Genomic DNA, 24,253 nt, shown 5'->3' on the forward strand with positions numbered 1-24,253 from the left:
GCCGCGCTTTCTCCCCATGGGAAGCTCGCCCGGCGCGCGACCCTCGATGCTCCGCTCCTGTTTGAGGACCTTCAGATGACCCGTATCGGAACTCCATTGTCGCCCACCGCGACCCGCGTTTTGTTGTGTGGCAGCGGTGAACTGGGCAAGGAAGTGGTAATCGAACTGCAGCGCCTGGGCGTTGAAGTGATTGCCGTGGATCGCTACGCCAACGCGCCGGCCATGCAAGTGGCCCATCGCAGCCATGTGATCAACATGCTCGATGGCGCGGCCCTGCGCGCGGTGATCGAGGCCGAGAAGCCGCACTTCATCGTGCCGGAAATCGAAGCCATCGCCACCGCCACGCTGGTGGAACTGGAAGCTGAAGGCTTCACCGTGATCCCCACCGCCCGCGCCGCGCAACTGACCATGAACCGCGAAGGCATCCGGCGCCTGGCCGCCGAAGAGTTGGGTCTGCCGACCTCGCCGTATTTCTTCGCCGACACCGTGGAAGACTACCGCAAGGCCGTTGAAACCCTGGGCTTCCCGTGCGTGGTAAAGCCGGTGATGAGTTCCTCGGGCAAGGGCCAGAGCCTGCTGCGCAGTGCCGATGACGTGCAGAAAGCCTGGGACTACGCCCAGGAAGGCGGCCGTGCCGGCAAGGGCCGGGTGATCATCGAGGGCTTCATCGATTTCGACTATGAAATCACCCTGCTTACCGTGCGCCATGTTGGCGGCACCACCTTCTGCGCACCGGTCGGTCACCGCCAGGAAAAAGGCGACTATCAGGAATCCTGGCAGCCCCAGGCCATGAGCCCGGTGGCCCTGGCTGAATCCGAGCGCGTGGCTAAAGCCGTGACCGAGGCCCTCGGTGGTCGCGGCCTGTTTGGCGTCGAGCTGTTCATCAAGGGTGACCAGGTGTGGTTCAGCGAAGTCTCGCCGCGCCCACACGACACCGGTCTGGTGACGCTGATTTCCCAGGACCTGTCGCAGTTCGCCCTGCACGCCCGCGCCATCCTCGGCCTGCCGATTCCGCTGATCCGCCAGTTCGGCCCATCGGCCTCGGCGGTGATCCTGGTGGAAGGCCAGTCGACCCAGACCGCTTTCGCCAACCTCGGCGCAGCCCTGGCCGAACCGGACACCGCCCTGCGCCTGTTCGGTAAACCGGAAGTCAACGGCCAGCGCCGCCTGGGCGTGGCCCTGGCGCGAGACGAGTCCATCGAAGCCGCCCGCGCCAAGGCGACCCGGGCTTCCCAGGCCGTCAAGATCGAGTTGTAAGCAGTATCGCTTGCCTCATGGTGATCTGTGGGAGCAAGGCTTGCCCGCGATGAACGATAACGCGGTCCACCTGAAGACCAGGGCGCCAGCATCGCGAGCAAGCTTTGCTCCCACAGCTAACTTGGGATGACATTGGGCTAAAGAAAAAGGCGACACCCGCAAAGGTGTCGCCTTTTTCATGAGCGCCGGTTTACCCCAGATCGTGCCCACGCTCAGCGTGGGAACGCCGCCAGGGACGCTCCGCGTTCCGCTTCTGAAACGGTGACGCAGAGCGTCGGAGGATGCATTCCCACGCAGGAGCGTGGGAACGATCACTCCCGCTTAATCCGGCAGTTTATAGGCGATCACATAGTCACCCTGCTTGGTACCCAGGGAACCATGGCCACCGGCAACGACCAGCACGTATTGCTTGCCGTCCTTGCCGGTGTAGGTCATCGGCGTGGTCTGGGCGCCCGCTGGCAGGCGGCCTTCCCACAGTTGCTTGCCGTTTTTCACGTCATAGGCACGCAGGTACTGGTCGAGGGTGCCGCTCAGGAACGCCAGGCCGCTGGCGGTGGTGAAGGCGCCGCCCAGGCTCGGTACGCCCATGCTCAGCGGGATCGGTACCGGCGAGCTATCACGCACGGTGCCGTTCTTGTGCATCCACAGGGTTTTGTTGTTGGTCAGGTCGACGGCCGCCACATAACCCCAGGCCGGTGCCTGGCAAGGCAGGCCCATTGGCGAAAGCAGCGCTTCGAGGATCACGCCATACGGCGCGCCTTTGTTCGGCTGCACGCCTTCGGTCTCGCTCTTGCGCCCCGGACCGCCGGCCACTTCGGCCGCAGGAACCAGTTTCGACTTGAACGCCATGTAGCTCGGATTGACGAAAGCGATCTGGCGTACCGGATCAACCGAAATACCGCCCCAGTCAAACACACCGAAGTTACCTGGGTAGACGATCGAGCCTTGCAGCGACGGCGGCGTGAACATGCCTTCGTAGCGCAGCGACTTGAAGTCGATCCGGCACAGCATCTGGTCGAACGGGGTCACGCCCCACATGTCGCGTTCCTGGAGGACCGGCGGCACGAAGTTCAGGTCGGACATCGGCTGGGTCGGCGAGGTGTAGTCACCCTCTACCGCGCCTTGCGGCACCGGGATCTCCTTGATCGGCACGATCGGCTGACCATTGCTGCGGTCCAGCACGTAGATGCTGCCCTGCTTGGTCGATGCCAGTACCGCCGGCTTCACGCCATCGGCGGTTTTCAAGTCCATCAGCGTCGGTTGCCCGCCCACGTCCATGTCCCACAGGTCGTGGTGGGTGAACTGGAAGTACCAGCGCACCTTGCCGGTGGCGATATCCAGCGCGGTCAGGCCGGCGGCGTATTTCTCCGATTCTGGTGTACGGAAACCACCGAACTGGTCGGGCGTCTGGTTACCCATCGGCAGGTAGAGCATGCCGAGTTTTTCATCGACGCTGAACATGGACCACATGTTCGGCGAGTTACGGGTGTAGGTCTGGCCTTCGGCAATCGGCGTAGTGTCGTCCGGGTTGCCGCTGTCCCAGTTCCACACCAGCTCGCCGGTGTGCACGTCATAGGCGCGGATGACCCCGCTTGGCTCGTCGGTGGAGACGTTATCGGTGACGTGGCCACCGATCACCACCAGGTTCTGGGTCACGGCCGGTGGCGACGTGGAGTAGTAACCGCCGGCCGTGAAGCCGCCAATGTTGGCGGTCAGGTCGACCTGGCCCTTGTCACCGAAGTCTTCACACATCTTGCCGGTGTCGGCGTTCAGCGCGATCAGGCGCGTGTCGGCGGTCGGCAGGAAGATCCGGCGTGGGCACACGGTGCTCGCCGGCGTGGTGCTGGCCGCGCCGGTCGGGCTCTGCTCGGCCGAGGCGTACACCGCGTCATCGTGATAGGTCACGCCGCGGCAGGTCATGTGGGCCCAGCCCTTGAAGTTTTCCGCTTTCTGCGTGGAAAGCTTCGGATCGAACCGCCAGATTTCCTTGCCGGTTTCAGGCTCCAGAGCAATCACCTGGCTGTGGGGCGTGCACACGTAGAGCATGCCGTTGACCTTCAGCGGTGTGTTTTCCGCCGTGGTCTCACCCGGGTCGTTCGGCCCTGGCAGGTCGCCAGTGCGATAGGTCCAGGCCGGTTCCAGCTTGCTGACGTTCTCGGGGGTGATCTGCGCCAGGGGCGAATAACGGTCACCATGGGCACTGCGGCCATAGGAGTTCCAATCCCCGTCCGGCATCGCCGGGGCGGTGTTGGTCATGCCAGGCACGCTGTCGCGGTCCAGTTGGCCCTCGATTTCACCCGGATTGGTGAACTGGCTGGCGAGCGCGGTGATGCCGGCAATGACCACGGCGGCGCCCAAAGCACGGGTGCCCATGGGCGAAGCGTCGGGGGTCAACAGTGGACGGCGGAACCACGGCAGCAACATGACGATGCCCAAGGCAAACAGCATTGCCAGGCGCGGCACCAGTTGCCACCAGTCCAGGCCCACTTCCCACAGCGCCCACACGGTGCTGGCGAACAGCACCAGCGCGTACAGGCCCAGGGCTGCACGCCGGGCCATGATCAGCAGCACGCCGGTCAGCGCCAGGCCGATACCGGCCAGCAGGTAATACAGCGAGCCGCCAAGCGTGCTCAGCTTGATTCCCCCCGCCAACAGGGCCAGGCCCATCAATAGAAGCAGAATGCCGAGCAGGCTCGGTAGCAGACGGCTTCGACTCATAGCACCCTCAGTGCTCATAGTGTGATTCTCCGTGAGGTTTTAAGGAGTCCCGCGCAAGTAGTCACTGTAGATGACGATCTTGAGGGGGCATGGTTCAGTTGAAAGAGGTAATTGGGTTGAAGCGGTTGCTGTGGGAGCGAGCCTGCTCGCGATGGCGGCGTTACAGTCGACTTCAATGTTGGATGTGAAATCGCTATCGCGAGCAGGCTCGCTCCCACAAGGGTCTTGTGCACTGACTAGAACGACGACTGAATCTTGATCCCGCCAATCAGCGCGTCATCGACCTTGTCCACGCCGCCCGGATGGCGGATGTACTGCAGGTTCGGGCGCACGGTCAGCCAGTTCGTCACGTGTACGCCGTAATACAACTCGGCGCTGTACTCGGTGTCCTGGGGTGGCAAAAAGGCCGGGTTGTCGTAACCCTGGACGGCGCGGGCCTGGTTGGTGGCCTCGGCGTTCTTGCGGTAAGCCGGGTTGACGTGAACCCGAGCCAGGGCAAAACCGATGTCATCCCTGGCGCGGGCGTCGAACAGCCCCTTGTAGACGAGACCGGCCTGGACATAGTGGTCGATGGCGTTGGTTTTCTTGTCGTGCATCGTGGCGTTGGCGAACACACTCAGGCCACGGGAATGGTCACTGGCGACACTGGTCAGTTGCTGTTGCGCCCCCAACCACACGCCATGCTTGCTCGACGCGCTGCGATACGCCTCGCCGCTCAGGGCGGCCGGCTGGCCGTTGCGATCCTTGTAGGCGTCGGTGGCGTTGGCACTGCTGTAGTAATAACCGGCGCGGTATTCGCCCGGCAGACCATTGAGCTTGGGCGACCACACCAGCTCCACCGGCACTACGGCGCCCTGGGTGCCGCTGCCGCTGAGCTTGAAGCCGTTACCGGTTTCCAGGTTCGAGGGGTTTTGTTCATAAGCCCCGATCTGCGCGTACAGCTCAGGCGTGAGGTGATACTTGACCCGCAGCGCCCACTGGCTGACCGGCCAGTTGTACCAGATGCCGCCCACCCAGTTGCCCACTTGCGAGCCGCAGAACGCCAGGTTCTGGAAGTCGCAGGGGAAGCTGTTGAAATCCTCGCCCTCACCGAAACGACCGGCCTTGATATCGAGCCGGTCATCGAAAAATGCCTGCTGATACCACATCTGCGTCAACCGCCAGGTCTGGCCACGGCCCCAGACTTCCTGGGCGGAAGTGAAACCGCCAACGCGCGGGTCGTTGATCCGGTCATTGCTGATGTTATTGCCGCTGCGCTCGGTGACCGTCAGTTGAAACTCGGCGGCGTGCCAACCGAGGATTTTCTGCAGGTCCAGGTGCGTGCCGAAGGCGAACTGGTCGCTGTAGCGAGCGGTGCGGTCATGGTCGTAGCCGCCGTGCAGGTTGCTGCCCATTTCACCGGTGTAATCGAACTTGAAGTCGTAGCCTTTTTTCGCGAGTTCGCTTCGCGTGCCGTTCCAGTCACCCAGCATCCAGGGTGAGTCGCTGTCGAACGCGGGAGCGGCCTGAGCGCCGATGGCAATGCCCAAGGCGCCGAGACCGGCCATCAGGTGAAGGGTGTTTCTGGCGGCAATACAGTGCCGGACAGCGCTGTCTTGCAGAGTCTGAACATCGAACATAAAGAAGGAATTCTTGATCTTTTTAGGGGATTCGCTGAACGCCGGGGGCTTTGGCACGGCAGAAGAAGCGTTTCAGCAGGCGGCGCAAGGATAATGTCCTGTTACAAATAGAGAAAGGCCTTTTACTGACATGAATCATTTCGGATTCGGTAACAGTAGGCGTTGCGCAAAGCCGCGAAACAAACAGGCAGCGTTTCAGTGATACTTCCACCACGCGGGCACCTCGGCTAAGGTGCGCGGCTTTACACCTCTTTGCGCGAAGGCCTCCCATGACCGAATCCAACAACAACCCGCTGCACGGCGTGACGCTGGAGCAGATCCTCAACGCCCTGGTGCAGCACTACGAATGGTCGGGTCTGGCCGAGCGCATCGACATTCGTTGCTTCAAGAGCGATCCGAGCATCAAGTCCAGCCTGACCTTTTTGCGCAAGACGCCGTGGGCGCGGGAGAAAGTCGAGCGGCTGTACATCAAGCTGATGCGCACCAAACGACCGGTCTGAGCCGTGGACATTCAGATCCGTCGGCGCCCCGCGCTGCGACAGTGCTTCGTGTCAGTGGCGGCCCTGTTGGGCTGGGCCGGGTTGAGCATCCAGTTGTACCTGATCCTGCTCGGTCGCTGGGAACTGGGCGCAAGCTTGCTCGGCGGCCTGGTGAACTTTCTCAGTTTCTTCACCGTGCTGACCAACACTCTGGTGGCCGTGGTGCTGACCTGGGAACTGATCCAGCGAGAATCGCCGGCCCGGCGCTGGTTCTTGCAGCCGGGGGTCAGCAGCGGCATTACCGTGAGCATTACCTTGGTCGGCCTGGCCTACAACCTGCTGCTGCGACATCTGTGGCAACCCGAAGGCTGGCAGTTCGTGGCCGACGAATTGCTGCACGACGTCATGCCGTTGCTGTTCATGACCTACTGGTGGTTCTGCGTGCCCAAGGGCACCTTGCGCATGAAGCACATCGGGCTGTGGATGATTTACCCGGTGGTGTACTTCGCGTGGCTCCTGCTGCGGGGGGAATTACTGGCGGCGTACCCCTACCCTTTCATTGACGTGGCGAACCTGGGTTATCCACAGGTGCTCATCAATGCCGCAGGGATATTGGCGGGGTTTGTCGCGATTGCGCTGGGGGTGGTGGGATTGGATCGGTGGCGTCGCTGAAATAAAGATTTTGGGGAACAGCATCTGTGGAAGCCAAACCTGTGGGAGCAAGGCTTGCCCGCGATGAACGATCACGCGGTCCACCTGACGACCTGGGTGCCTGCATCGCGAGCAAGTTTTGCTCCCACAGGTACGTGCTCCTACAGAGTCTTGTGTGGGCGTCAGCGCCTCACCGGCAACATCCACACCAATCCACTGGCCTTGGCCCTTTCATGACACAACGCCAGAACACTGCGTCGCTCATCGTTGTCCATCCGGCTCCAACGGGTGATTTCCGCCACGGTGCGCTGGCAGCCGGTGCAGATGTCGTCATCGTCCAGGGCGCAGATGTTCACGCAGGGCGACGGAACCGGGCGTTCTGGCGGGTTCATTGCTCTTGCTCGGCCAAGTCGCGGGCGTAGCGCTGCGCGTTGTGAACATAGTGCGCCGCGCTGGCCTCGAGCATCTTCTTCTGCGCTTCGGTCAATTCCCGCACAACCTTGCCGGGTGAGCCCATCACCAGCGAACCGTCAGGAACCTCCTTGCCTTCGCCGATCAGCGAGTTGGCGCCGATGATGCAGTTCTTGCCGATCTTCGCGCCGTTGAGGATCACCGCATTGATGCCGATAAGGCTGTAGTCCCCCACCGTGCAACCGTGAAGCATGGCGTTATGGCCGATGGTCACGCCGGTGCCGATGGTCAGCGGGAAGCCCATGTCGGTGTGCATCACCGTGCCGTCCTGCACGTTGCTGTTTTTGCCGATCAGGATCAGTTCGTTATCGCCACGCAGCACCGCGTTGAACCAGACATTGGCGCCTTCTTCGAGGCGGACCTTGCCCACCAATGTGGCGTTGGGGGCGACCCAGCTCTGTGGGTGGGTTTCGACACGGGCATCACCCAGGCGGTATTTCATGAGGTTCCTCGGGGCTTCAGGTATTGATGAAAGTCTTGGGCGGGGTGTGCAGGTCAATGCCGGCGTCGAACATCAGGTTGACCAGTTCGACCACCATGATCGCCGTCAGGCCCCAGATCTTGTACTCGCCAAAACGATAGCTGGGCACATACCAACTGCAGCCCTGGTAGTCGATGCGATGCGTGTGTTCGCGCGGGTCCTTGCGAAAGAACTCCAGCGGTACGCTGAACACCGCGGCGATCTCGGCATCGTTGGCCTGGTATTCGACGTAATCGGGAATCACCCCCACGTAGGGCGTGACCTTGATGCCGTGCAGCGAGATCAAGGGACTGAGGGGGCCGATCACTTCCACCAGGCCGGGGGGCAGGCCAATTTCTTCTTCGGCTTCGCGCAAGGCGGTGAAAATCAGGTCCGGATCTTCCGGGTCGCGGCGCCCACCGGGAAATGCAACTTCGCCGCCATGAGTCGAAAGCCCGCTGGCGCGCAGGGTCAGGACCAGTTCCGGCTCGTCACTGCGGGTAATGGGCACCAGCACCGCCGCTTCAGGGAAACGTCGGTCAGTCTCCAGATCACGTGGGGTATGGTTGCTTACTCGATGCAGTAGCTCGTCCAGCATGAGACTTCTCGATTTATTCGCTACCTTGCATCATGCACCAATCAGGCAAGCCGCCCAACCCCCGCACTGCGACGTGTCGCGAAACGACAACTTGCCGACAGCCGCCCGCAGACGCCAAGATAGGCGCAGCATTCAGGAACCCAAGCATGAAATTCTGCAGCCAGTGCGGTAACCCGGTAACCCAGCGTATCCCCGAAGGCGACTCGCGCTTGCGCTTTGTCTGCGATACCTGCCACACCATCCACTACCAGAACCCCAATATCGTGGCCGGTTGCGTGCCGACCTGGGGCAGCAAAGTGCTGCTGTGCCGACGTGCCATCGAGCCACGGCGCGGTTACTGGACATTGCCGGCAGGTTTCATGGAGAACGGCGAAACCGTCGAGCAGGCCGCCGTGCGCGAGACCGCCGAAGAAGCCTGCGCCCGCGTGCGCAACCTGAGCATTTATACGCTGATCGATGTTCCGCATATCAGCCAGGTGCATGTATTCTTCCGCGCCGAGCTGGTGGACGAAGATTTCGCCGCCGGGCCCGAGAGCCTGGAAGTGAAACTGTTCGACGAAGCGGACATTCCCTGGGACGAGCTGGCTTTCCGCACGGTGGGCCGTACCCTAGAATACTTCTATGCTGACCGGCGAACCGAGGACTACCCGGTGCGATCCGAATCGATCCCGCCGCTGGCCCAGCCTGCCAATACCTAAAAATCCACAATAGCCGCGACACCTCTAGGGATATCGTTTCAATGCGCTGGTTGCTTGTCCTGTTCTGCTTGTCGTTCGCTGCGGTGTCCCAGGCTTCTGCGGTGGGAACCTACAACGGCAAGACCATCGAAAAAGTGCTGGTGCTCAAGTCCGCCCATCAATTGCAATTGATCAACGACGGCAAACCACTGAAGACCTATCGCATTTCTTTGGGCAAGGGCGCCAAAAAAGGCCCCAAGCTGATCGAAGGCGACAAGCGCACCCCCGAGGGTTTCTACTGGATCGACTGGCGCAAGACCAGCGACCGCTTCTACCTGTCGATGCACATTTCCTACCCCAACATCAGCGACGCCGCCCGCGCCCGCCGTGAAGGCGTGGAACCGGGGGGCATGATCATGATCCATGGCACCCCGGATTCCGAAGAAAACCCTGAGCAGCTGTTCCACACCCTGGACTGGACCGACGGCTGCATTGCCATGCGCAATGTGGACATGCGCGAGGTGTGGAACCTGGTGCCGGATGGCACCATGATCGAGATCCGGCCGTAGCGCCCGACCACACATGAGTTCCCTGTGGCGAGGGGATTTATCCCCGTTGGACTGCGCAGCAGTCCCCTAAGCCAACAACTCAATCTGCCTGAAACACCGAATTGCCTGGCTTGAGGGCTGCTGCGCAGCCCAGCGGGGATAAATCCCCTCGCCACAGGTCCGTGCCCACAGTTGTGTTTCAACCTATATCGCGACCAATAAAAAACCCGCTGAATCAATCAGCGGGTTTCTCATTCAACGGCCGGACGATCAAAAATCCTCCAACCGCCACACTTCATAAGCCGGTGTCTCATAGGGATGGCTCTGCTTCAACGCCGCCACCGCCGCACGAATCAACTCATCGGCCACGACAAGCTCCACTTTCCATTCCTCGACCTGCTCGACCTGCCCCGCTTCGCCAATGAACGGCTGGCTGCCGTCCAAGGGGCGGAACTGGCCCAGGCCCAGCACTTGCCAGGCGCAGTGGTCATAGGCGCCGATCCGTCCGCCACCGGCGGCGAATACGGCGCTTTTGACCACGTCCAGGTGGCTGGCCGGTACGAAGAAGCAGAGCTTGTACACGCCCTTAGTTCACCCAGACGCGGGCGTTGCGGAACATGCGCATCCATGGTGCGTCTTCGTTCCAGTCGTCCGAACGCCACGAGTTCTGCACCGCGCGGAACACACGCTCCGGGTGTGGCATCATGATCGTGACGCGGCCGTCGCGGCTGGTCAGGCCGGTGATTCCGCGCGGCGAGCCGTTCGGGTTGGCCGGGTAGGTTTCGGTGACCTTGCCGTGGTTGTCGACGAATCGCAGCGACACGCAACCGGACAAATCGGCTTCGAGCAGGGCTTCTTCGCTTTCGAATTCCGCATGGCCTTCGCCGTGGGCGATGGCGATCGGCATGCGCGAACCGGCCATGCCCTGCAGGAAGATCGAGTTGGATTCCTGGACCTGGACCATCGCCACGCGCGCTTCGAACTGCTCGGAACGGTTACGCACGAAGTGCGGCCAGAACTCGCTGCCCGGGATCAACTCGTGCAGGTTGGACATCATCTGGCAACCGTTGCACACGCCGAGGGTGAAGCTGTCGGTGCGTTCGAAGAAGCCCTGGAACGCGTCGCGGGCGCGGCTGTTGAACAGTGCCGACTTGGCCCAGCCTTCACCGGCACCCAGCACGTCGCCGTAGGAGAAACCGCCACAGGCGACCATGCCCTTGAAGTCGTTCAGGTCGACACGGCCGGCCAGGATATCGCTCATGTGCACGTCGATCGCGTTGAAACCGGCGCGGTCGAACGCCGCCGCCATTTCCACCTGACCGTTGACACCCTGCTCACGCAGCACCGCCACTTGTGGGCGAATGCCTTTCTTGATGTAAGGCGCGGCCACGTCATGATTGACGTCGTAGCTGAGCTTGGCGCTCAAACCCGGGTTGTCTTCTTCCAGCAGCGCGTCGAATTCCTGCTCGGCGCAGTCGGCATTGTCCCGCAAGCGCTGGATCTGGTAGCTGGTTTCCGCCCACTGGCGCTGCAACAGACGGCGCTGGCCTTCGAAGACGGTGTCGCCGTTGAAGGTGATGTTGATGTGGGCGTTGTTGATCGGCTGGCCGATCACCGAGACGCAGTCGGCCAGGCCCGCTGCGCTGAACTGGGCAAGGATGTCCGGGGTGGCGTCCTGGCGAACCTGGATCACCGCGCCCAGTTCCTCGTTGAACAGGATGGCCGGGATTTCAGCCGTAGACTCGGCAACGCTGTCGAGGGTCAGGCTCAGGCCGCAATGGCCGGCGAAAGCCATTTCCACCACGGTGGTCAGCAAACCACCGTCGGAACGGTCGTGGTAGGCCAGCAGATGACCGTCGGCGTTGAGGCCCTGGATGACCGCGAAGAACGCCTTCAGGTCTTCGGCATCGTCGACGTCCGGCGCTTGCGAGCCGAGCTTGCCGTGCACCTGGGCGAGGATCGAGGCGCCCATGCGGTTCTGGCCACGGCCCAGGTCGATCAGGATCAGGTCGGTGGTGCCCTTGTCCATGCGCAGTTGCGGGGTCAGGGTCTGGCGGATGTCGGTGACCGGGGCGAAACCGGTGACGATCAGCGACAGCGGCGAGGTGACGCTCTTGTCCACGCCCTCATCGTTCCAGCGCGTGGCCATGGACATGGAGTCCTTGCCCACCGGAATGGTGATGCCCAGCTCCGGGCACAGCTCCATGCCGACAGCCTTGACGGTGTCGTACAGGCGGGCGTCTTCACCCGGGTGACCGGCGGCGGACATCCAGTTGGCCGACAGTTTGATGTCGGAGATCTTGCCGATGCGCGAGGCCGCGATGTTGGTCAGGGTCTCGCCAATCGCCATGCGGCCCGACGCCGGAGCGTCCAGCAACGCCAACGGCGTGCGCTCGCCCATGGCCATGGCTTCGCCGGTGTAGACGTCGAAGCTGGTGGCGGTCACGGCAACGTCGGCCACCGGCACCTGCCACGGGCCGACCATTTGATCACGGGCCACAAGACCGGTGATGGTGCGGTCGCCGATGGTGATCAGGAAACTTTTGCTCGCCACGGCCGGGTGGTGCAGAACGCGCTCGATGGAATCGGCAACGTCGAGCGTCGACGGGTCGAAATCATCGCCCAGCTCGGCTTCGCGAACGGCCGAACGGTGCATGCGCGGGGCCTTGCCCAGCAGCACTTCCAGCGGCATGTCCACCGGACTGTTGCCGAAGTGGCTGTCGGTGACGGTCAGTTGCGGCTCGGCAGTGGCTTCGCCGACCACGGCGAACGGGCAGCGCTCGCGTTCGCAAATGGCCTGGAAACACTCGAAGTCGGCCGGGCCGACCGCCAGGACATAACGTTCCTGGGATTCGTTGCTCCAGATTTCGTGCGGGGCCATGCCCGGCTCGTCGTTCGGAATGTTGCGCAGTTCGAAGCGGCCACCACGGCCACCGTCGTTGACCAATTCCGGGAAGGCGTTGGACAGGCCGCCCGCGCCGACGTCGTGGATGAAGCTGATGGGGTTGTGTTCACCCAACTGCCAGCAACGGTCGATGACTTCCTGGCAACGGCGTTCCATTTCCGGGTTTTCCCGCTGGACCGAGGCGAAGTCCAGGTCCGCCGAGCTGGTGCCGGTGGCCATGGAGGAAGCGGCGCCGCCGCCCAGGCCGATCAGCATGGCCGGCCCACCGAGGACGATCAGCTTGGAACCGACCAGGATCTCGCCTTTCTGCACGTGTTCGGCGCGGATGTTGCCCATGCCGCCGGCGAGCATGATCGGCTTGTGGTAGCCGCGCACTTCTTCACCGCGAGGGGTGGTGATGGATTGCTCGAAGGTACGAAAGTAACCGGTCAGGGCCGGACGGCCGAATTCGTTGTTGAACGCCGCGCCCCCAAGAGGACCTTCGATCATGATGTCCAGCGCGTTGACGATGCGCTCGGGCTTGCCGTAGGGCTTTTCCCACGGCTGTTCAAAGCCCGGGATCTGCAGGTTCGATACGGTGAAGCCGGTCAGGCCAGCCTTGGGCTTGGCACCGCGACCGGTGGCGCCTTCGTCGCGGATCTCGCCACCGGAACCGGTGGACGCACCCGGGAACGGGGCGATGGCGGTCGGGTGGTTGTGAGTCTCGACCTTCATCAGGATGTGCACCGGCTCCTGGACCGCACCGTACTGGCGGGTCTCAGGGTTCGGGTAGAAACGCCCGGCGACGTTGCCGACGATCACCGCGGCGTTGTCCTTGTAGGCCGAGAGCACACCTTCGTTGTGCATCTGATAGGTGTTCTTGATCATGCCGAACAGGCTTTTTTCCTGGCTCTGGCCATCAATGTCCCAACTGGCGTTGAAGATCTTGTGCCGGCAGTGCTCGGAGTTGGCCTGGGCGAACATCATCAGTTCGATGTCGTGGGGGTTGCGCTTCAAGCCCTGGAAGGCGTTGACCAGGTAATCGATCTCGTCTTCGGCCAGGGCCAGGCCCAGTTCGGCGTTGGCTTTTTCCAGTGCGGCACGGCCGCCGCCCAGCACATCGATGGCGGTCAGCGGTTTTGGCTCGGCATGGCTGAACAGGCCCGCGGCCTGCTCCAGGTTGCCCAGGACGATCTGGGTCATGCGGTCATGCAGGCCCTCGGCGATCAGTTGGGCCTCGGCCTCGCTGAACTCACCGGCGACATAAAAGGCAATGCCGCGCTCCAGGCGCTGGATTTTCGCCAGGCCGCAGTTACGGGCGATGTCGCTGGCCTTGCTCGACCATGGCGAAATGGTGCCGAAACGTGGCAGCACCAGGAACAGACGACCGGTCGGCTCCTGGACAGGAACACTGGGACCGTACTTCAGAAGGCGCGCGAGCACCTGCTGTTCGTCGCCGGTCAAACCGCCGGTGACTTCGGCGAAGTGAGCGAATTCAGCATACAAGCCACTGACAGCCGGAACCTTCTGGCTCAGTTGCTCAAGGAGTTTGCTGTGGCGAAAGGCAGAAAGGGCAGGAGCGCCGCGCAGGATCAACATCTTCGGGACAGCCTCGGGAAGGGGGTGTGCTTTGAGGCCGTGCATTCTAGCCTAAACCGCTGGCGACGGCACCCGAAACGGCACGTACGATGCTGGCCGAATGTCGGTCTTTGCAGGAATGGCTCTTCCGGCCCCCGTTTGCACGGTCGTACCGAGATATTTTTCATCGGGGCAAAACACGGCGCCCCCCGGCCCGCCTGTGTTGCGGACACGTTTTGCAACCGCTAGCAGACTGGCCTTCTGCTGTCGAGATATGGCGGTCGGGGCCGTTTGCGTATACTGCGCAGATGTTTTCCCCAACGGCTTTGCGTCCGCGGTACGCCAAGTGGCTGATCGCAACCGGACTCTTCCTGGTGCTCAGTGGTTGTGTTGAGAAACCCAACACACTGGAGCGCGTGAAGGAGGATGGCGTGCTGCGGGTGGTTACCCGAAACAGCCCCGCCACCTACTTCCAGGATCGCAATGGTGAAACCGGCTTCGAATACGAGCTGGTGAAGCGTTTCGCCGACGATTTGGGGGTGGAGCTGAAAATCGAGACCGCCGACAACCTCGATGACCTTTTCACCCAGCTGGGCAAGCCCAACGGCCCGGTACTGGCTGCCGCCGGCCTGGTCAGCAGCGAAAAACGCAAGAGTCAGGTGCGATTTTCCCACTCCTACCTCGAAGTCACCCCACAAATCATCTACCGCAACGGCCAATCACGCCCCACCGACCCGGCCGCCCTGGCGGGCAAGAAGATCATGGTGCTCAAGGGCAGCACCCACGCCGAACAATTGGCGCAGTTGAAACAGAAATATCCCGGCATCGAATACGAAGAGTCCGACGCGGTAGAAGTCGTCGACCTGCTGCGCATGGTGGATGAAGGCCAGATCGACCTGACGCTGGTGGATTCCAACGAAGTGGCAATGAACCAGGTGTACTTCCCCAACGTGCGGGTCGCTTTCGACCTGGGCGATGCCAGCAACCAGAGCTGGGCCGTGGCCCCCGGCGAAGACAACAGCCTGCTCAACGAAATCAACGCCTACCTGGACAAGGTGCAGAAGAATGGCACCCTGCAACGCCTGAAGGATCGCTACTACGGGCACGTTGATGTCCTGGGTTATGTTGGCGCCTACACCTTCGCCCAGCATTTGCAGCAACGTCTGCCCAAGTATGAGAAGCATTTCAAGAACTACGCCAAGGCCGAAAAAGTCGACTGGCGCCTGCTGGCGGCCATCGGCTACCAGGAATCACTGTGGCAGCCGACAGTCACGTCCAAGACCGGTGTGCGCGGCCTGATGATGCTGACCCAGAACACCGCCCAGGCCATGGGTGTGTCCAATCGCCTGGATCCCAAGCAGAGCATCATGGGTGGCGCCAAGTACCTGGCCTACATAAAAGAACAACTGGACGAGAGCATCGAGGAGCCGGACCGCACCTGGTTCGCCCTCGCCGCCTATAACGTGGGTGGCGGTCACCTGGATGACGCTCGCAAACTGGCGGCCAAGGAAGGGTTGAATCCGAACAAGTGGCTGGATGTGAAGAAGATCCTGCCGCGCCTTTCCCAGAAGAAGTGGTACAGCAAAACCCGCTACGGCTACGCCCGGGGCGGTGAACCGGTGCATTTCGTGGCGAACATCCGTCGCTACTACGACATCCTGACCTGGGTCACACAGCCGCAGCTCGAAGGCGACCAAGTGGCCGAGGGCAACCTGCACGTGCCGGGCGTCGACAAGAGCAAGCCGAACCCGGAAACCCCGCCGCTCTGAATCCCCAATACACTGAGGCCCCCTTGTGGGAGCGAGCCTGCTCGCGATAGCGGTGTGTCAGTCGACATCAATGGTGAATGTCAGACCGCTATCGCGAGCAGGCTCGCTCCCACACGGGCCCTGCGTATGCATCAAACTTTGGCGGCTGCCAGGATCAGCGCTTTCATTTCAGCCACCGCCGACTTGAACCCGACAAACAATGCATGGGCCACCAGCGCATGGCCAATGTTCAGTTCATTGATGCCCTTGATGGCCGCGACGGCCTCGACGTTGTGGTAATGCAAGCCATGGCCAGCATTCACAATCAGGCCCTGGGCCAGGCCGAAGGCGACGCCATCGGCTACCCGCTGCAGCTCTTCAGCTACCTCGGTGGGCGTTTGCGCATCGGCATAACGGCCAGTGTGCAGTTCGATGGCCGGGGCACCGACGCGCCTGGAGGCTTCGATCTGCCGCTCGTCGGCGTCGATGAACAGCGACACCTCTGCGCCGATCTTCGACAAACGCTCCACCGCCGCCCTGATCCGTGCTTCCTGCCCCGCTACGTCCAGGCCGCCTTCGGTGGTCAGCTCCTGACGCGTCTCGGGCACCAGGCAAATGTGCGCGGGGCGGATGCGTTCGGCAAACACCATCATTTCTTCGGTCACGCCCATTTCGAAATTCATGCGCGTTTGCAGCACGTCCTTGAGCAGCAGTACGTCGCGCTCCTGGATGTGACGGCGGTCTTCACGCAGGTGCACGGTGATGCCGTCGGCGCCTGCCTCTTCAGCATCCAGCGCGGCCTTGACCGGGTCCGGGTAGCGGGTACCACGGGCTTGGCGCAGGGTGGCGACATGGTCGATGTTCACGCCGAGAAGAATGCGATTGCTGGTGCTCACGAAAAGCGCTCCTGAGATGGACAGAGATTCGGCCCACAGCATACGGGTTGATCAAGGCTTGCGAAACAGCTCGCGACTGACCAGCGGCCGACCGCCCAAATGAACCGCCAGGGCCTGGCGCATCAGACGCTTGGCCGCCGAGAGCGCGCCCGGCGCACTCCAGTCGGCCTCGGCCATGGCCAGAAGTTCGGTGCCATTGAACAACCCGGGTTGCAGCAGGTAGACCTGTTCCAGGCCGGCATCCACCTGCAGCCGATACAGACCGTCCGCTGCGATGGGCTCGCCATGCAGGTCGGTGTTCAGGGCAAAACCGTAGCCCAGATCGTCCAGTAGCCGCCATTCGAAGGAACGCAACAGCGGTTCCAGAGGGCGACCTTCGGCCAGGGCCAACAGTGTGGCGGCATAGTGATCGAACACTGCGGGATGGGGGTCTTCGGCGGGCAGCAGGCGGATCAGCAGCTCGTTGAGATAAAGGCCGCTGAACAACGCCTCGCCGTTAAGCCAGGCCGCAACACCGTTGCTCTCCATGCGCCCGACGTTCTTCAACTCGCCCCGCCCCCGGAATTCCACTTCCAGCGGCACGAACGGCCGCGCCAGCGTTCCGGCCTTGCCACGCGCGCTCCGCAACACCGCCCGCAGTCGCCCCTGGGGCGTAAGAAAGTCCACCAAGGCGCTGCTTTCGCGGTAGGCGCGCGAATGCAGGACGTAGGCGGGTTGGGCGGTGGGTTGGGTTGGCGGCATGGGATCGCAGCTCTCAATGAGTAAACGCAGTATTACTGACAACCACAAACCACTGTGGGAGCGAGCCTGCTCGCGATGAGGGACTGATATTCAACAGGAATGTTGACTGACAGACCGCTATCGCGAGCAGGCTCGCTCCCACAATGGAAATTCATGCACTCAGGAAGAGCTTTACAGGTCGCCGTAACCCAACGACCGCAGCGCCCGCTCATCATCGGACCAACCGCCCTTCACCTTGACCCACAGGTTGAGCATGATCTTGGAGTCGAACAACAGCTCCATGTCCTTGCGCGCTTCGGTGCCGATGCGCTTGATACGCTCGCCCTTGTCGCCAATGATGATTTTTTTCTGGCCGTCGCGTTCGACGAGGATCAGCGCATGGATGTGCAGCGTCTTGCCCTGCTGCTTGAACTCTTCGATTTCCACGGTGATCTGGTACGGCAGCTCTGCGCCCAATTGGCGCATGATTTTCTCGCGCACCAGTTCGGCGGCCAGGAAGCGGCTGCTGCGGTCGGTGATCTGGTCTTCGGGGAAGAAGTGATCGTTTTCCGGCAGGTGCTCGGCGATCACCCGCTCCAGCGCATCGAGATTGTGGCCGTGCTGGGCCGAGATGGGCATGATCTGGGCGTTGGGCAGTTGCTCCTGCAACCAGCTCAGGTGCGGCATCAATTCGGCCTTGTCTTCGATGCGGTCGGTCTTGTTCAGCGCCACGATCAAGGGACCCGTCACGTACTGGACGCGCTCGAGAACCATCTGGTCTTCTTCGGTCCACTTGGTGCGATCAACCACAAAGATCACCACATCGACGTCTTTCAGCGCCGCCGAAGCAGTCTTGTTCATGTAGCGGTTCAGCGCTTTTTCGCCACCTTTGTGCATGCCGGGGGTATCAACGTAGATCGCCTGTACGGCACCTTCGGTCTTGATACCCAGCATGTTGTGGCGGGTGGTCTGGGGCTTGCGCGAAGTGATCGCCAGCTTCTGGCCCAGGATGTGATTGAGCAGCGTGGACTTGCCCACGTTCGGCCGGCCGACAATGGCGACATAGCCGCAGCGGGTGACGGTTGTATCAGTCATTGCCATTCTCCACGCCCAGGGCAATCAGTGCTGCGGCGGCCGCTACCTGTTCGGCAATACGACGACTCACACCCTGACCCCGGCTTTTTTCATTCAATAAGACCACTTCGCATTCAACGAAGAAGGTTCGGCAATGCGGCTCGCCCTGGATATCCACCACTTCGTAACGCGGCAGCTCGCAACTGCGCGATTGCAGGAATTCCTGCAAACGGGTTTTCGGGTCCTTGTTGGTGTCCACCAGCGTCAGGCTGTCGATCTCGGAGGTCAGCCAGGCCAGCACGCGCTCACGCGCCATTTCCATGCCGGCGTCCAGGTAGATCGCGCCAATCAGCGCTTCCAGGGCATCGGCCAGAATCGACTCACGACGGAAACCGCCGCTCTTTAATTCACCGGAGCCCAGGCGCAGGTACTCACCCAGGTCGAAACCGCGGGCCAGCACGGCCAGGGTCTCACCTTTGACCAGGCGCGCGCGCAAACGCGACAACTGGCCTTCCCGAGCCAGCGGGAAGCGTTCGAACAATGCCTCGCCAGCCACGAAGTTGAGGATGGCATCACCCAGAAATTCCAGGCGTTCGTTGTTGCGCCCGGCAAAACTGCGGTGAGTGAGAGCCAGAAGCATCAGCTCCTGATCCTTGAAAGTGTAGCCGAGCTGACGCTCGAGACGGCTTAGAGAAACGCTCACGGTTTACCCACGCTGAGTTCGTGGCTGGATTCCACCACCACGGCCGCGAAGTGCCGTTGGCTTGGGACAATTAACGCTGTGTTCAAAAATGACGTCCTGACTATCGTTGGCTTCATGCCTTCGGGCAGCCTTGTGCAGGCTCCAGAAATGCATTCGGCGCTGTGTTCAACAGCGCCGTGTGTGATTACTTGATCAGGCCAACCCGCGAGAAATTCGGCAGGTGACTGAGTTTGGGTTCCGGCCAGCTCATCCAGACCGCAAAGGCCTTGCCGACGATATTACGGTCGGGGACCATGCCCAGCATGTCCTTGGGAATGTTCGGATCATCCCAGTACCGGCTGTCGTTGGAGTTGTCGCGGTTGTCGCCCATCATGAAATAGTGCCCGGCCGGCACGGTCCACGAATGGTCCGGTGCGGCGCGGTAACGGCTCATTTCCTTGCGGATAAGGTGTTCGGCCTCGCCGAGTTTTTCCTGGTAGAGCTCGGCGCTGCCCAGTGTGCCCGGCTCGGAGCCGATCAACCGTTCGGCCACCAGTTCACCGTTGACGAACAGGCGCTTGTCGGCGCTGTAGCGAATCTTGTCTCCCGGCAAGCCGACCACACGCTTGATGTAGTTGACGTTCGGATCGCTCGGAAAACGGAACACCATGACATCGCCGCGTTGCGGGTCACCGATTTCGATGACCTTCTTGTCGATCACCGGCAGGCGGATCCCGTAGGAGAACTTGTTCACCAGGATGAAATCGCCCACATCCAGGGTCGGCTTCATTGAGCCGGACGGGATCTGGAACGGTTCCACCAGGAACGAGCGCAGCACCAGTACGATGAACAACACCGGAAAGAACGACTTGCCGTATTCGACCAGCAGCGGTTCCTTGTTGAGTTTTTCGACCACCACCCCATCAGGCTGGCTGACGCTGCCCTGATAGGAGGCGATGGCAGCCCGGCGCCGCGGCGCCAGGAACAACAGATCAAGCAACGCCAACAGGCCGCAGACGAACACGGCGATAACCAGCAACAGCGGGAAATTTAGCGACATAGGACCTAACTATCCAACCTGAGCACCGCAAGGAAGGCTTCCTGTGGAATTTCCACGTTACCAACCTGCTTCATGCGTTTTTTACCGGCCTTCTGCTTTTCCAACAGCTTGCGCTTACGGCTGACGTCGCCGCCATAGCATTTGGCCAATACGTTCTTTCTGAGCGCCTTGACGGTTGTACGCGCCACAATCTGCCCACCAATGGCGGCCTGGATTGCCACATCGAACATCTGCCGCGGAATCAGTTCCTTCATCTTCTCGGTCAATGCACGACCTTTGTAGTGCGCGTTGTCACGGTGCACGATCAATGCCAGGGCATCGACTTTCTCACCGTTGATCAGCACATCCAGCTTCACCAGATTAGCCGATTGGTAACGATCGAAATGATAGTCCAGCGAAGCATAGCCGCGACTGGTGGATTTCAGGCGATCGAAGAAGTCCAGCACCACTTCGTTCATCGGCAGGTCGTAGGTCACCTGGACCTGGGTACCGAGGAACAGCATGTCGTGCTGCACGCCCCGCTTTTCGATGCACAGGGTAATGACGTTGCCCAGATGCTCCTGCGGCACAAGGATGTTGGCCCGCACGATCGGCTCGCGCATATCCTCGATGGCCGACAGGTCCGGCAACTTGGACGGGTTGTCGACGTAGATGGTTTCGCCGTTCTTGAGCAGCAGCTCGAAAATTACCGTCGGCGCCGTGGTGATCAGGTCCAGGTCGTACTCGCGCTCCAGGCGCTCCTGGATGATCTCCATGTGCAGCATGCCCAGGAATCCGCAACGGAAGCCAAAGCCCAGGGCGTCGGAGCTTTCCGGGGTGTATTGCAGGGACGAGTCGTTCAGGGTCAGCTTTTGCAGGGCTTCGCGGAAATCCTCGAAGTCGTCGGAGCTGACTGGGAACAGGCCGGCGTAGACCTGAGGCTGGATACGCTTGAAGCCGGGCAGCACATCGACGTCGGGGGTGGAGCTCAAGGTCAGGGTGTCACCGACCGGTGCACCGTGAATGTCCTTGATGCCGGCGATGATGAAACCCACTTCACCGGCCTTCAGATCAACGGTGGCGGTGTGTTTCGGGTTGAAGACACCGACGCTGTCCACCAGGTGGATCTTGCCGGTGGATTTGACCAGGATCTTGTCACCCTTCTTGACGCGGCCGTGGCGCACGCGAACCAGGGAGACGACGCCCAGGTAGTTGTCGAACCAGGAATCGATGATCAACGCTTGCAGCGGATCTTCGATATTGCCGGTCGGCGCAGGAATGGTGGTCACCAGGCGCTCGAGCACTTCGTCCACGCCCAGGCCGGTCTTGGCGCTGCAAGTGACCGCGTCGGTGGCATCGATGCCGATGATTTTCTCGATTTCTTCCTTCACGCGGTCCGGATCGGCCTGGGGCAGGTCGATCTTGTTCAGCACCGGCATGACTTCCAGGCCCTGCTCGATGGCCGTGTAGCAGTTGGCAACCGATTGCGCCTCGACGCCCTGGCCGGCATCGACCACCAGCAATGCACCTTCACAGGCCGCCAGCGACCGGCTGACTTCATAGGTGAAGTCGACGTGGCCCGGGGTATCGATGAAGTTCAGCTGATAGGTAATGCCGTCGCGGGCCTTGTAGTAGAGCGTAACGCTGTGGGCCTTGATGGTGATCCCGCGCTCACGCTCCAGATCCATGGAATCCAGGACCTGGGCCTCCATTTCACGCTCGGCCAGGCCGCCGCACATCTGGATGAAGCGATCAGCCAGCGTCGACTTACCATGGTCAATGTGGGCGATGATGGAGAAATTGCGGATATGACTCAAATCACTCACGGATCAACACTCAAAAAGGCTGCAGGCATGGCCCGCCGAAAAATAGCCGGGAATTGTACCTGATACACCGCGCAAGTGGGAGCAAGCTTTGCTCCCACACAGCCTTGCCCCCGCAGCCCCCTCGCCATCGGTGCGCTGATCAACCGGCCCGGCGCAACAGCCAGAGCCCGGCCAAGGCGCAGACGGCGGCCGGTACCAGCACCGCAAACAGCGGCGAGAAACCGAATACCAGGCTCGACGGCCCCAGCAAATCCTGGGCAATACGGAAGGTGAAACCCACCAGTACGCCGGTAAACACACGCTGACCGAGGGTCACCGAACGCAGCGGGCCGAAGATGAAGGAAATCGCCATCAGCACCAAGGCTGCGGTGACCAGCGGCTGCAACACCTTGACCCAAAAAGCCAGCCAGTAGCGACCGTTGTTCAAGCCCTGATCCGCCAGATAGTGGATATACCCCCACAAACCGGTAATCGACAGGGAGTCCGGCGCCATCACCACAGTGCTGAGCAACTGCGGGCTCAGCGCCACGTCCCAACGCTCTTGCGGCGCGGCGACCACTTCGGTGCGCTTGTCATGGAACAACGTGGTGGTGACATCATTGAGCTGCCAGTGATCTTCAACAAACTTGGCGCGCTTGGCGAAGCTCGACGACAGCATGTGCCGCTGGTCGTCGAAACGGTAGCGGGTCACGCCATACAGGACACCGTTGGGCTGGACCGAGTTGATGTGGATGAACTCGTCACCCTGGCGGTGCCACAGGCCGTGCTTGGCGCTTTGTGCGTCGCCACCACCCTGGGCCAGGGAACGGTTGGCCTGAGCGGTGTTTTCGGTGGCCGGGGCAACGTATTCGCCGACCAGCAAACCCACCAGCATCAGCACCAGCATCGGTTTCATCACGGCCCAGACGATCCGACCAACGGAAACACCGGCGGCGCGCATGATGGTCAGCTCGCTGTTACTTGCCAGGCTGCCCAGGCCGATCAGGCAACCGATCAGCGCCGCCATCGGCAACATGTCGTAGAGCCGCCGTGGGGCGGTCAGCAATACGTAGCTCAACACGTCCATCAAGGTATAGGTGTCGCTGACATCACCCATTTCATCGATGAAGGCGAACAGGGTCGCCAGGCCAAGAATGATCCCCAGCACCGCGAGAATCGCCATGAACACACTGCTGCCGATGTACCGATCGAGTTTAACCACGGGCCACCTCCAGCGCGCTGCGACGACTGGCCAGCTTCAGGCGCAGTGGTTCCCAGTAGAGCAACCCGAGGCCAATCGCCAGGAAGATCGAATGCACCCACCAAAGGCCCAGCGCGGGCGGGATCTTGCCTTTCTCCAGCGCGCTACGGGCGGAAATCAGGATGGTCAGGTAAGCCATATACAGAAGAATCGCCGGTAGCAGCTTGAGGAAACGGCCCTGGCGCGGATTGACTCGCGCCAGCGGGACCGCCATGAGGGTCACGATGAATACCAGCAGCGGCAGCGAAAGGCGCCATTGCAATTCAGTGCGCGCCCGAATGTCGTTGTTGCCCAGCAAGCTGGAGGTGGGCATGGCATCGCGGTCGGTGACTTCGTCGCTGACCTCGGGCTTGGGCAGCAATACGCCATAGGTGTCGTACTTGATGGCCCGGTAATCGGCCTGCCCCGGCTTGCCGTCGTAGCGGTAGCCGTTTTCCAGGATCAGGTAGCGGTTGCCGTCGGGGTTGATTTCCTGACGCCCCTTCTCAGCCACCAGCACCGAAATGCCGCGGTCCTTCTTGGTGTCGGAAGACACGTTCTTTTGCGTAATGAAGACGCCGCCCAGGTCGACCCGGTCTTCCGAGAGTTCTTCGGTATAGGTGACGCGAGTCCCGTCGCGCAGGGCCTGGAAGCGCCCGGGCACCAAGGTGTCGAACTCGGTCAGGGCGTCCTGCTGGTTGATCAGCATCTGGAACTGGTTGGCTCCCTGGGGCGCCAGGCTAAGACTCAGCCAGGCCACAACCAGCGCCACCAGAGTGGCCGGGAAGAGGGTCATGCGAAACAGGCGTTGCTGGCTCATGCCGGTGGCCGACAGCACGGTCATTTCGCTGTCCAGGTACAACCGGCCGTAGGCCAGCAGAATACCCAGGAACAACCCCAGCGGCAGGATCAGTTGCAAAAAGCCCGGCAGGCGAAAGCCCATGATCAGGAACAGCGAGCCTGGATCCAGGGCACCGGAGGCCGCCTGGGCGAGGTATTTAATGAAGCGCCCGCTCATGATGATGACCAGCAGCACGGCGCTGACGGCGCTCAGGGTCAGCAGGACTTCGCGGGATAGATAACGGAAGACGATCACACCAGACACTCCA

General features: G+C 61.5%; 21 protein-coding genes. 6 read left to right on the top strand and 15 right to left on the bottom strand.

The features are described from left to right. Positions 1-75 precede the first annotated feature (75 nt). Positions 76-1,257 carry a formate-dependent phosphoribosylglycinamide formyltransferase gene (purT, locus tag AC3I65_RS21040; RefSeq protein ID WP_274089973.1) on the top strand — a complete coding sequence of 394 codons (1,182 nt, stop codon included), beginning with the start codon at positions 76-78 and terminating at the stop codon, positions 1,255-1,257. A 321-nt stretch (positions 1,258-1,578) separates the two neighbouring features. Here the strand turns inward: purT and AC3I65_RS21045 are convergent, their stop codons facing one another. Together AC3I65_RS21045 and AC3I65_RS21050 are read right to left on the bottom strand one after the other, a co-directional pair. Next, complete coding sequence (locus tag AC3I65_RS21045; RefSeq protein WP_047228897.1) at positions 1,579-3,993, bottom strand: glucose/quinate/shikimate family membrane-bound PQQ-dependent dehydrogenase; 2,415 nt, start codon at positions 3,991-3,993, stop codon at positions 1,579-1,581. A gap of 218 nt (positions 3,994-4,211) precedes the next feature. After that, positions 4,212-5,594 (bottom strand): carbohydrate porin, encoded by a 1,383-nt coding sequence (locus AC3I65_RS21050; protein WP_274089975.1) that lies wholly within the window; start codon positions 5,592-5,594, stop codon positions 4,212-4,214. A 269-nt stretch (positions 5,595-5,863) separates the two neighbouring features. On the opposite strand from AC3I65_RS21050, the gene AC3I65_RS21055 reads away from it, so the two are divergent. Then, positions 5,864-6,094, top strand: coding sequence for a VF530 family protein (locus tag AC3I65_RS21055; protein WP_047228895.1), 231 nt, complete (start codon positions 5,864-5,866; stop codon positions 6,092-6,094). 3 nt (positions 6,095-6,097) lie between these two features. Continuing rightward, on the top strand, positions 6,098-6,745 hold the full coding sequence (locus tag AC3I65_RS21060) for a Pr6Pr family membrane protein (RefSeq protein ID WP_047228894.1): 648 nt from the start codon (positions 6,098-6,100) through the stop codon (positions 6,743-6,745). Between the two features lie 161 nt (positions 6,746-6,906). Here AC3I65_RS21060 and AC3I65_RS21065 read toward each other — a convergent pair whose 3' ends face one another. From AC3I65_RS21065 to AC3I65_RS21075, 3 genes are read right to left on the bottom strand one after another with little or no spacing between them, the layout of a single operon-like run. After that, a complete protein-coding gene (locus AC3I65_RS21065; protein ID WP_047228893.1) occupies positions 6,907-7,116 on the bottom strand; it encodes a DUF1289 domain-containing protein in 210 nt (69 codons plus the stop codon). Next, complete coding sequence (locus AC3I65_RS21070) at positions 7,113-7,637, bottom strand: gamma carbonic anhydrase family protein (protein ID WP_047228892.1); 525 nt, start codon at positions 7,635-7,637, stop codon at positions 7,113-7,115. Before AC3I65_RS21070 ends, AC3I65_RS21065 begins: the two co-directional genes overlap by 4 nt. A gap of 16 nt (positions 7,638-7,653) precedes the next feature. Continuing rightward, a complete protein-coding gene (locus AC3I65_RS21075; protein WP_047228891.1) occupies positions 7,654-8,253 on the bottom strand; it encodes a CoA pyrophosphatase in 600 nt (199 codons plus the stop codon). A 146-nt stretch (positions 8,254-8,399) separates the two neighbouring features. Between AC3I65_RS21075 and AC3I65_RS21080 the strand changes: the two genes are divergently transcribed. Both AC3I65_RS21080 and AC3I65_RS21085 read left to right on the top strand, forming a co-directional pair. Further along, entirely contained in the window at positions 8,400-8,951 is a 552-nt protein-coding gene (locus AC3I65_RS21080; protein ID WP_047228890.1) for an NUDIX hydrolase, read from the top strand. Positions 8,952-8,992: 41 nt separating this feature from the next. Continuing rightward, positions 8,993-9,499 carry a L,D-transpeptidase family protein gene (locus AC3I65_RS21085; protein ID WP_047228889.1) on the top strand — a complete coding sequence of 169 codons (507 nt, stop codon included), beginning with the start codon at positions 8,993-8,995 and terminating at the stop codon, positions 9,497-9,499. Positions 9,500-9,748: 249 nt separating this feature from the next. On the opposite strand, the gene AC3I65_RS21090 is transcribed toward AC3I65_RS21085, so the two are convergent. Both AC3I65_RS21090 and purL read right to left on the bottom strand, forming a co-directional pair. Beyond that, positions 9,749-10,060, bottom strand: coding sequence for a YqfO family protein (locus AC3I65_RS21090; protein WP_047228888.1), 312 nt, complete (start codon positions 10,058-10,060; stop codon positions 9,749-9,751). A 4-nt stretch (positions 10,061-10,064) separates the two neighbouring features. After that, positions 10,065-13,961: a phosphoribosylformylglycinamidine synthase gene (gene purL / locus AC3I65_RS21095; protein ID WP_047228887.1), complete on the bottom strand. Its 3,897-nt coding sequence runs from the start codon at positions 13,959-13,961 to the stop codon at positions 10,065-10,067. A 287-nt stretch (positions 13,962-14,248) separates the two neighbouring features. On the opposite strand from purL, the gene mltF reads away from it, so the two are divergent. Further along, positions 14,249-15,709: a membrane-bound lytic murein transglycosylase MltF gene (gene mltF / locus AC3I65_RS21100; protein WP_047228886.1), complete on the top strand. Its 1,461-nt coding sequence runs from the start codon at positions 14,249-14,251 to the stop codon at positions 15,707-15,709. A 131-nt stretch (positions 15,710-15,840) separates the two neighbouring features. On the opposite strand, the gene pdxJ is transcribed toward mltF, so the two are convergent. From pdxJ to lptF, 8 genes are all read right to left on the bottom strand, one after another. Further along, complete coding sequence (pdxJ, locus tag AC3I65_RS21105; RefSeq protein WP_047228885.1) at positions 15,841-16,584, bottom strand: pyridoxine 5'-phosphate synthase; 744 nt, start codon at positions 16,582-16,584, stop codon at positions 15,841-15,843. Between the two features lie 51 nt (positions 16,585-16,635). Continuing rightward, the gene (gene recO, locus AC3I65_RS21110; RefSeq protein ID WP_047228884.1) at positions 16,636-17,325 is read right to left on the bottom strand and encodes a DNA repair protein RecO; all 690 of its coding nucleotides are present in this window, start codon (positions 17,323-17,325) and stop codon (positions 16,636-16,638) included. A 171-nt stretch (positions 17,326-17,496) separates the two neighbouring features. Then, positions 17,497-18,399: a GTPase Era gene (era, locus tag AC3I65_RS21115; RefSeq protein WP_047228883.1), complete on the bottom strand. Its 903-nt coding sequence runs from the start codon at positions 18,397-18,399 to the stop codon at positions 17,497-17,499. Continuing rightward, positions 18,392-19,081 carry a ribonuclease III gene (gene rnc / locus AC3I65_RS21120; RefSeq protein ID WP_047228882.1) on the bottom strand — a complete coding sequence of 230 codons (690 nt, stop codon included), beginning with the start codon at positions 19,079-19,081 and terminating at the stop codon, positions 18,392-18,394. Before rnc ends, era begins: the two co-directional genes overlap by 8 nt. Before the next feature lie 184 nt (positions 19,082-19,265). Then, positions 19,266-20,120 (bottom strand): signal peptidase I, encoded by an 855-nt coding sequence (lepB, locus tag AC3I65_RS21125; RefSeq protein ID WP_047228881.1) that lies wholly within the window; start codon positions 20,118-20,120, stop codon positions 19,266-19,268. 5 nt (positions 20,121-20,125) lie between these two features. Next, positions 20,126-21,925, bottom strand: a complete 1,800-nt coding sequence (gene lepA, locus AC3I65_RS21130) for a translation elongation factor 4 (protein ID WP_047228880.1) — start codon at positions 21,923-21,925, stop codon at positions 20,126-20,128. Between the two features lie 139 nt (positions 21,926-22,064). Next, on the bottom strand, positions 22,065-23,126 hold the full coding sequence (gene lptG, locus AC3I65_RS21135; RefSeq protein ID WP_047228879.1) for an LPS export ABC transporter permease LptG: 1,062 nt from the start codon (positions 23,124-23,126) through the stop codon (positions 22,065-22,067). Then, a complete protein-coding gene (gene lptF, locus AC3I65_RS21140; RefSeq protein ID WP_047228878.1) occupies positions 23,119-24,240 on the bottom strand; it encodes an LPS export ABC transporter permease LptF in 1,122 nt (373 codons plus the stop codon). The genes lptG and lptF overlap by 8 nt, the downstream gene beginning before the upstream one ends. Positions 24,241-24,253 lie beyond the last annotated feature (13 nt).

This window comes from Pseudomonas sp. N-1-13 (genome assembly GCF_057787095.1).

Coding starts and splice junctions, on each gene's coding strand:
- AC3I65_RS21075 (WP_047228891.1), bottom strand. CDS start 8,253: ATGCTGGACGAGCTACTGCATCGAGTAAGCAACCATACCCCACGTGAT.
- era (WP_047228883.1), bottom strand. CDS start 18,399: ATGACTGATACAACCGTCACCCGCTGCGGCTATGTCGCCATTGTCGGC.
- recO (WP_047228884.1), bottom strand. CDS start 17,325: ATGCCGCCAACCCAACCCACCGCCCAACCCGCCTACGTCCTGCATTCG.
- AC3I65_RS21065 (WP_047228893.1), bottom strand. CDS start 7,116: ATGAACCCGCCAGAACGCCCGGTTCCGTCGCCCTGCGTGAACATCTGC.
- AC3I65_RS21085 (WP_047228889.1), top strand. CDS start 8,993: ATGCGCTGGTTGCTTGTCCTGTTCTGCTTGTCGTTCGCTGCGGTGTCC.
- AC3I65_RS21080 (WP_047228890.1), top strand. CDS start 8,400: ATGAAATTCTGCAGCCAGTGCGGTAACCCGGTAACCCAGCGTATCCCC.
- AC3I65_RS21050 (WP_274089975.1), bottom strand. CDS start 5,594: ATGTTCGATGTTCAGACTCTGCAAGACAGCGCTGTCCGGCACTGTATT.
- AC3I65_RS21045 (WP_047228897.1), bottom strand. CDS start 3,993: ATGAGCACTGAGGGTGCTATGAGTCGAAGCCGTCTGCTACCGAGCCTG.
- purL (WP_047228887.1), bottom strand. CDS start 13,961: ATGTTGATCCTGCGCGGCGCTCCTGCCCTTTCTGCCTTTCGCCACAGC.
- purT (WP_274089973.1), top strand. CDS start 76: ATGACCCGTATCGGAACTCCATTGTCGCCCACCGCGACCCGCGTTTTG.
- AC3I65_RS21055 (WP_047228895.1), top strand. CDS start 5,864: ATGACCGAATCCAACAACAACCCGCTGCACGGCGTGACGCTGGAGCAG.
- mltF (WP_047228886.1), top strand. CDS start 14,249: ATGTTTTCCCCAACGGCTTTGCGTCCGCGGTACGCCAAGTGGCTGATC.
- lepB (WP_047228881.1), bottom strand. CDS start 20,120: ATGTCGCTAAATTTCCCGCTGTTGCTGGTTATCGCCGTGTTCGTCTGC.
- AC3I65_RS21070 (WP_047228892.1), bottom strand. CDS start 7,637: ATGAAATACCGCCTGGGTGATGCCCGTGTCGAAACCCACCCACAGAGC.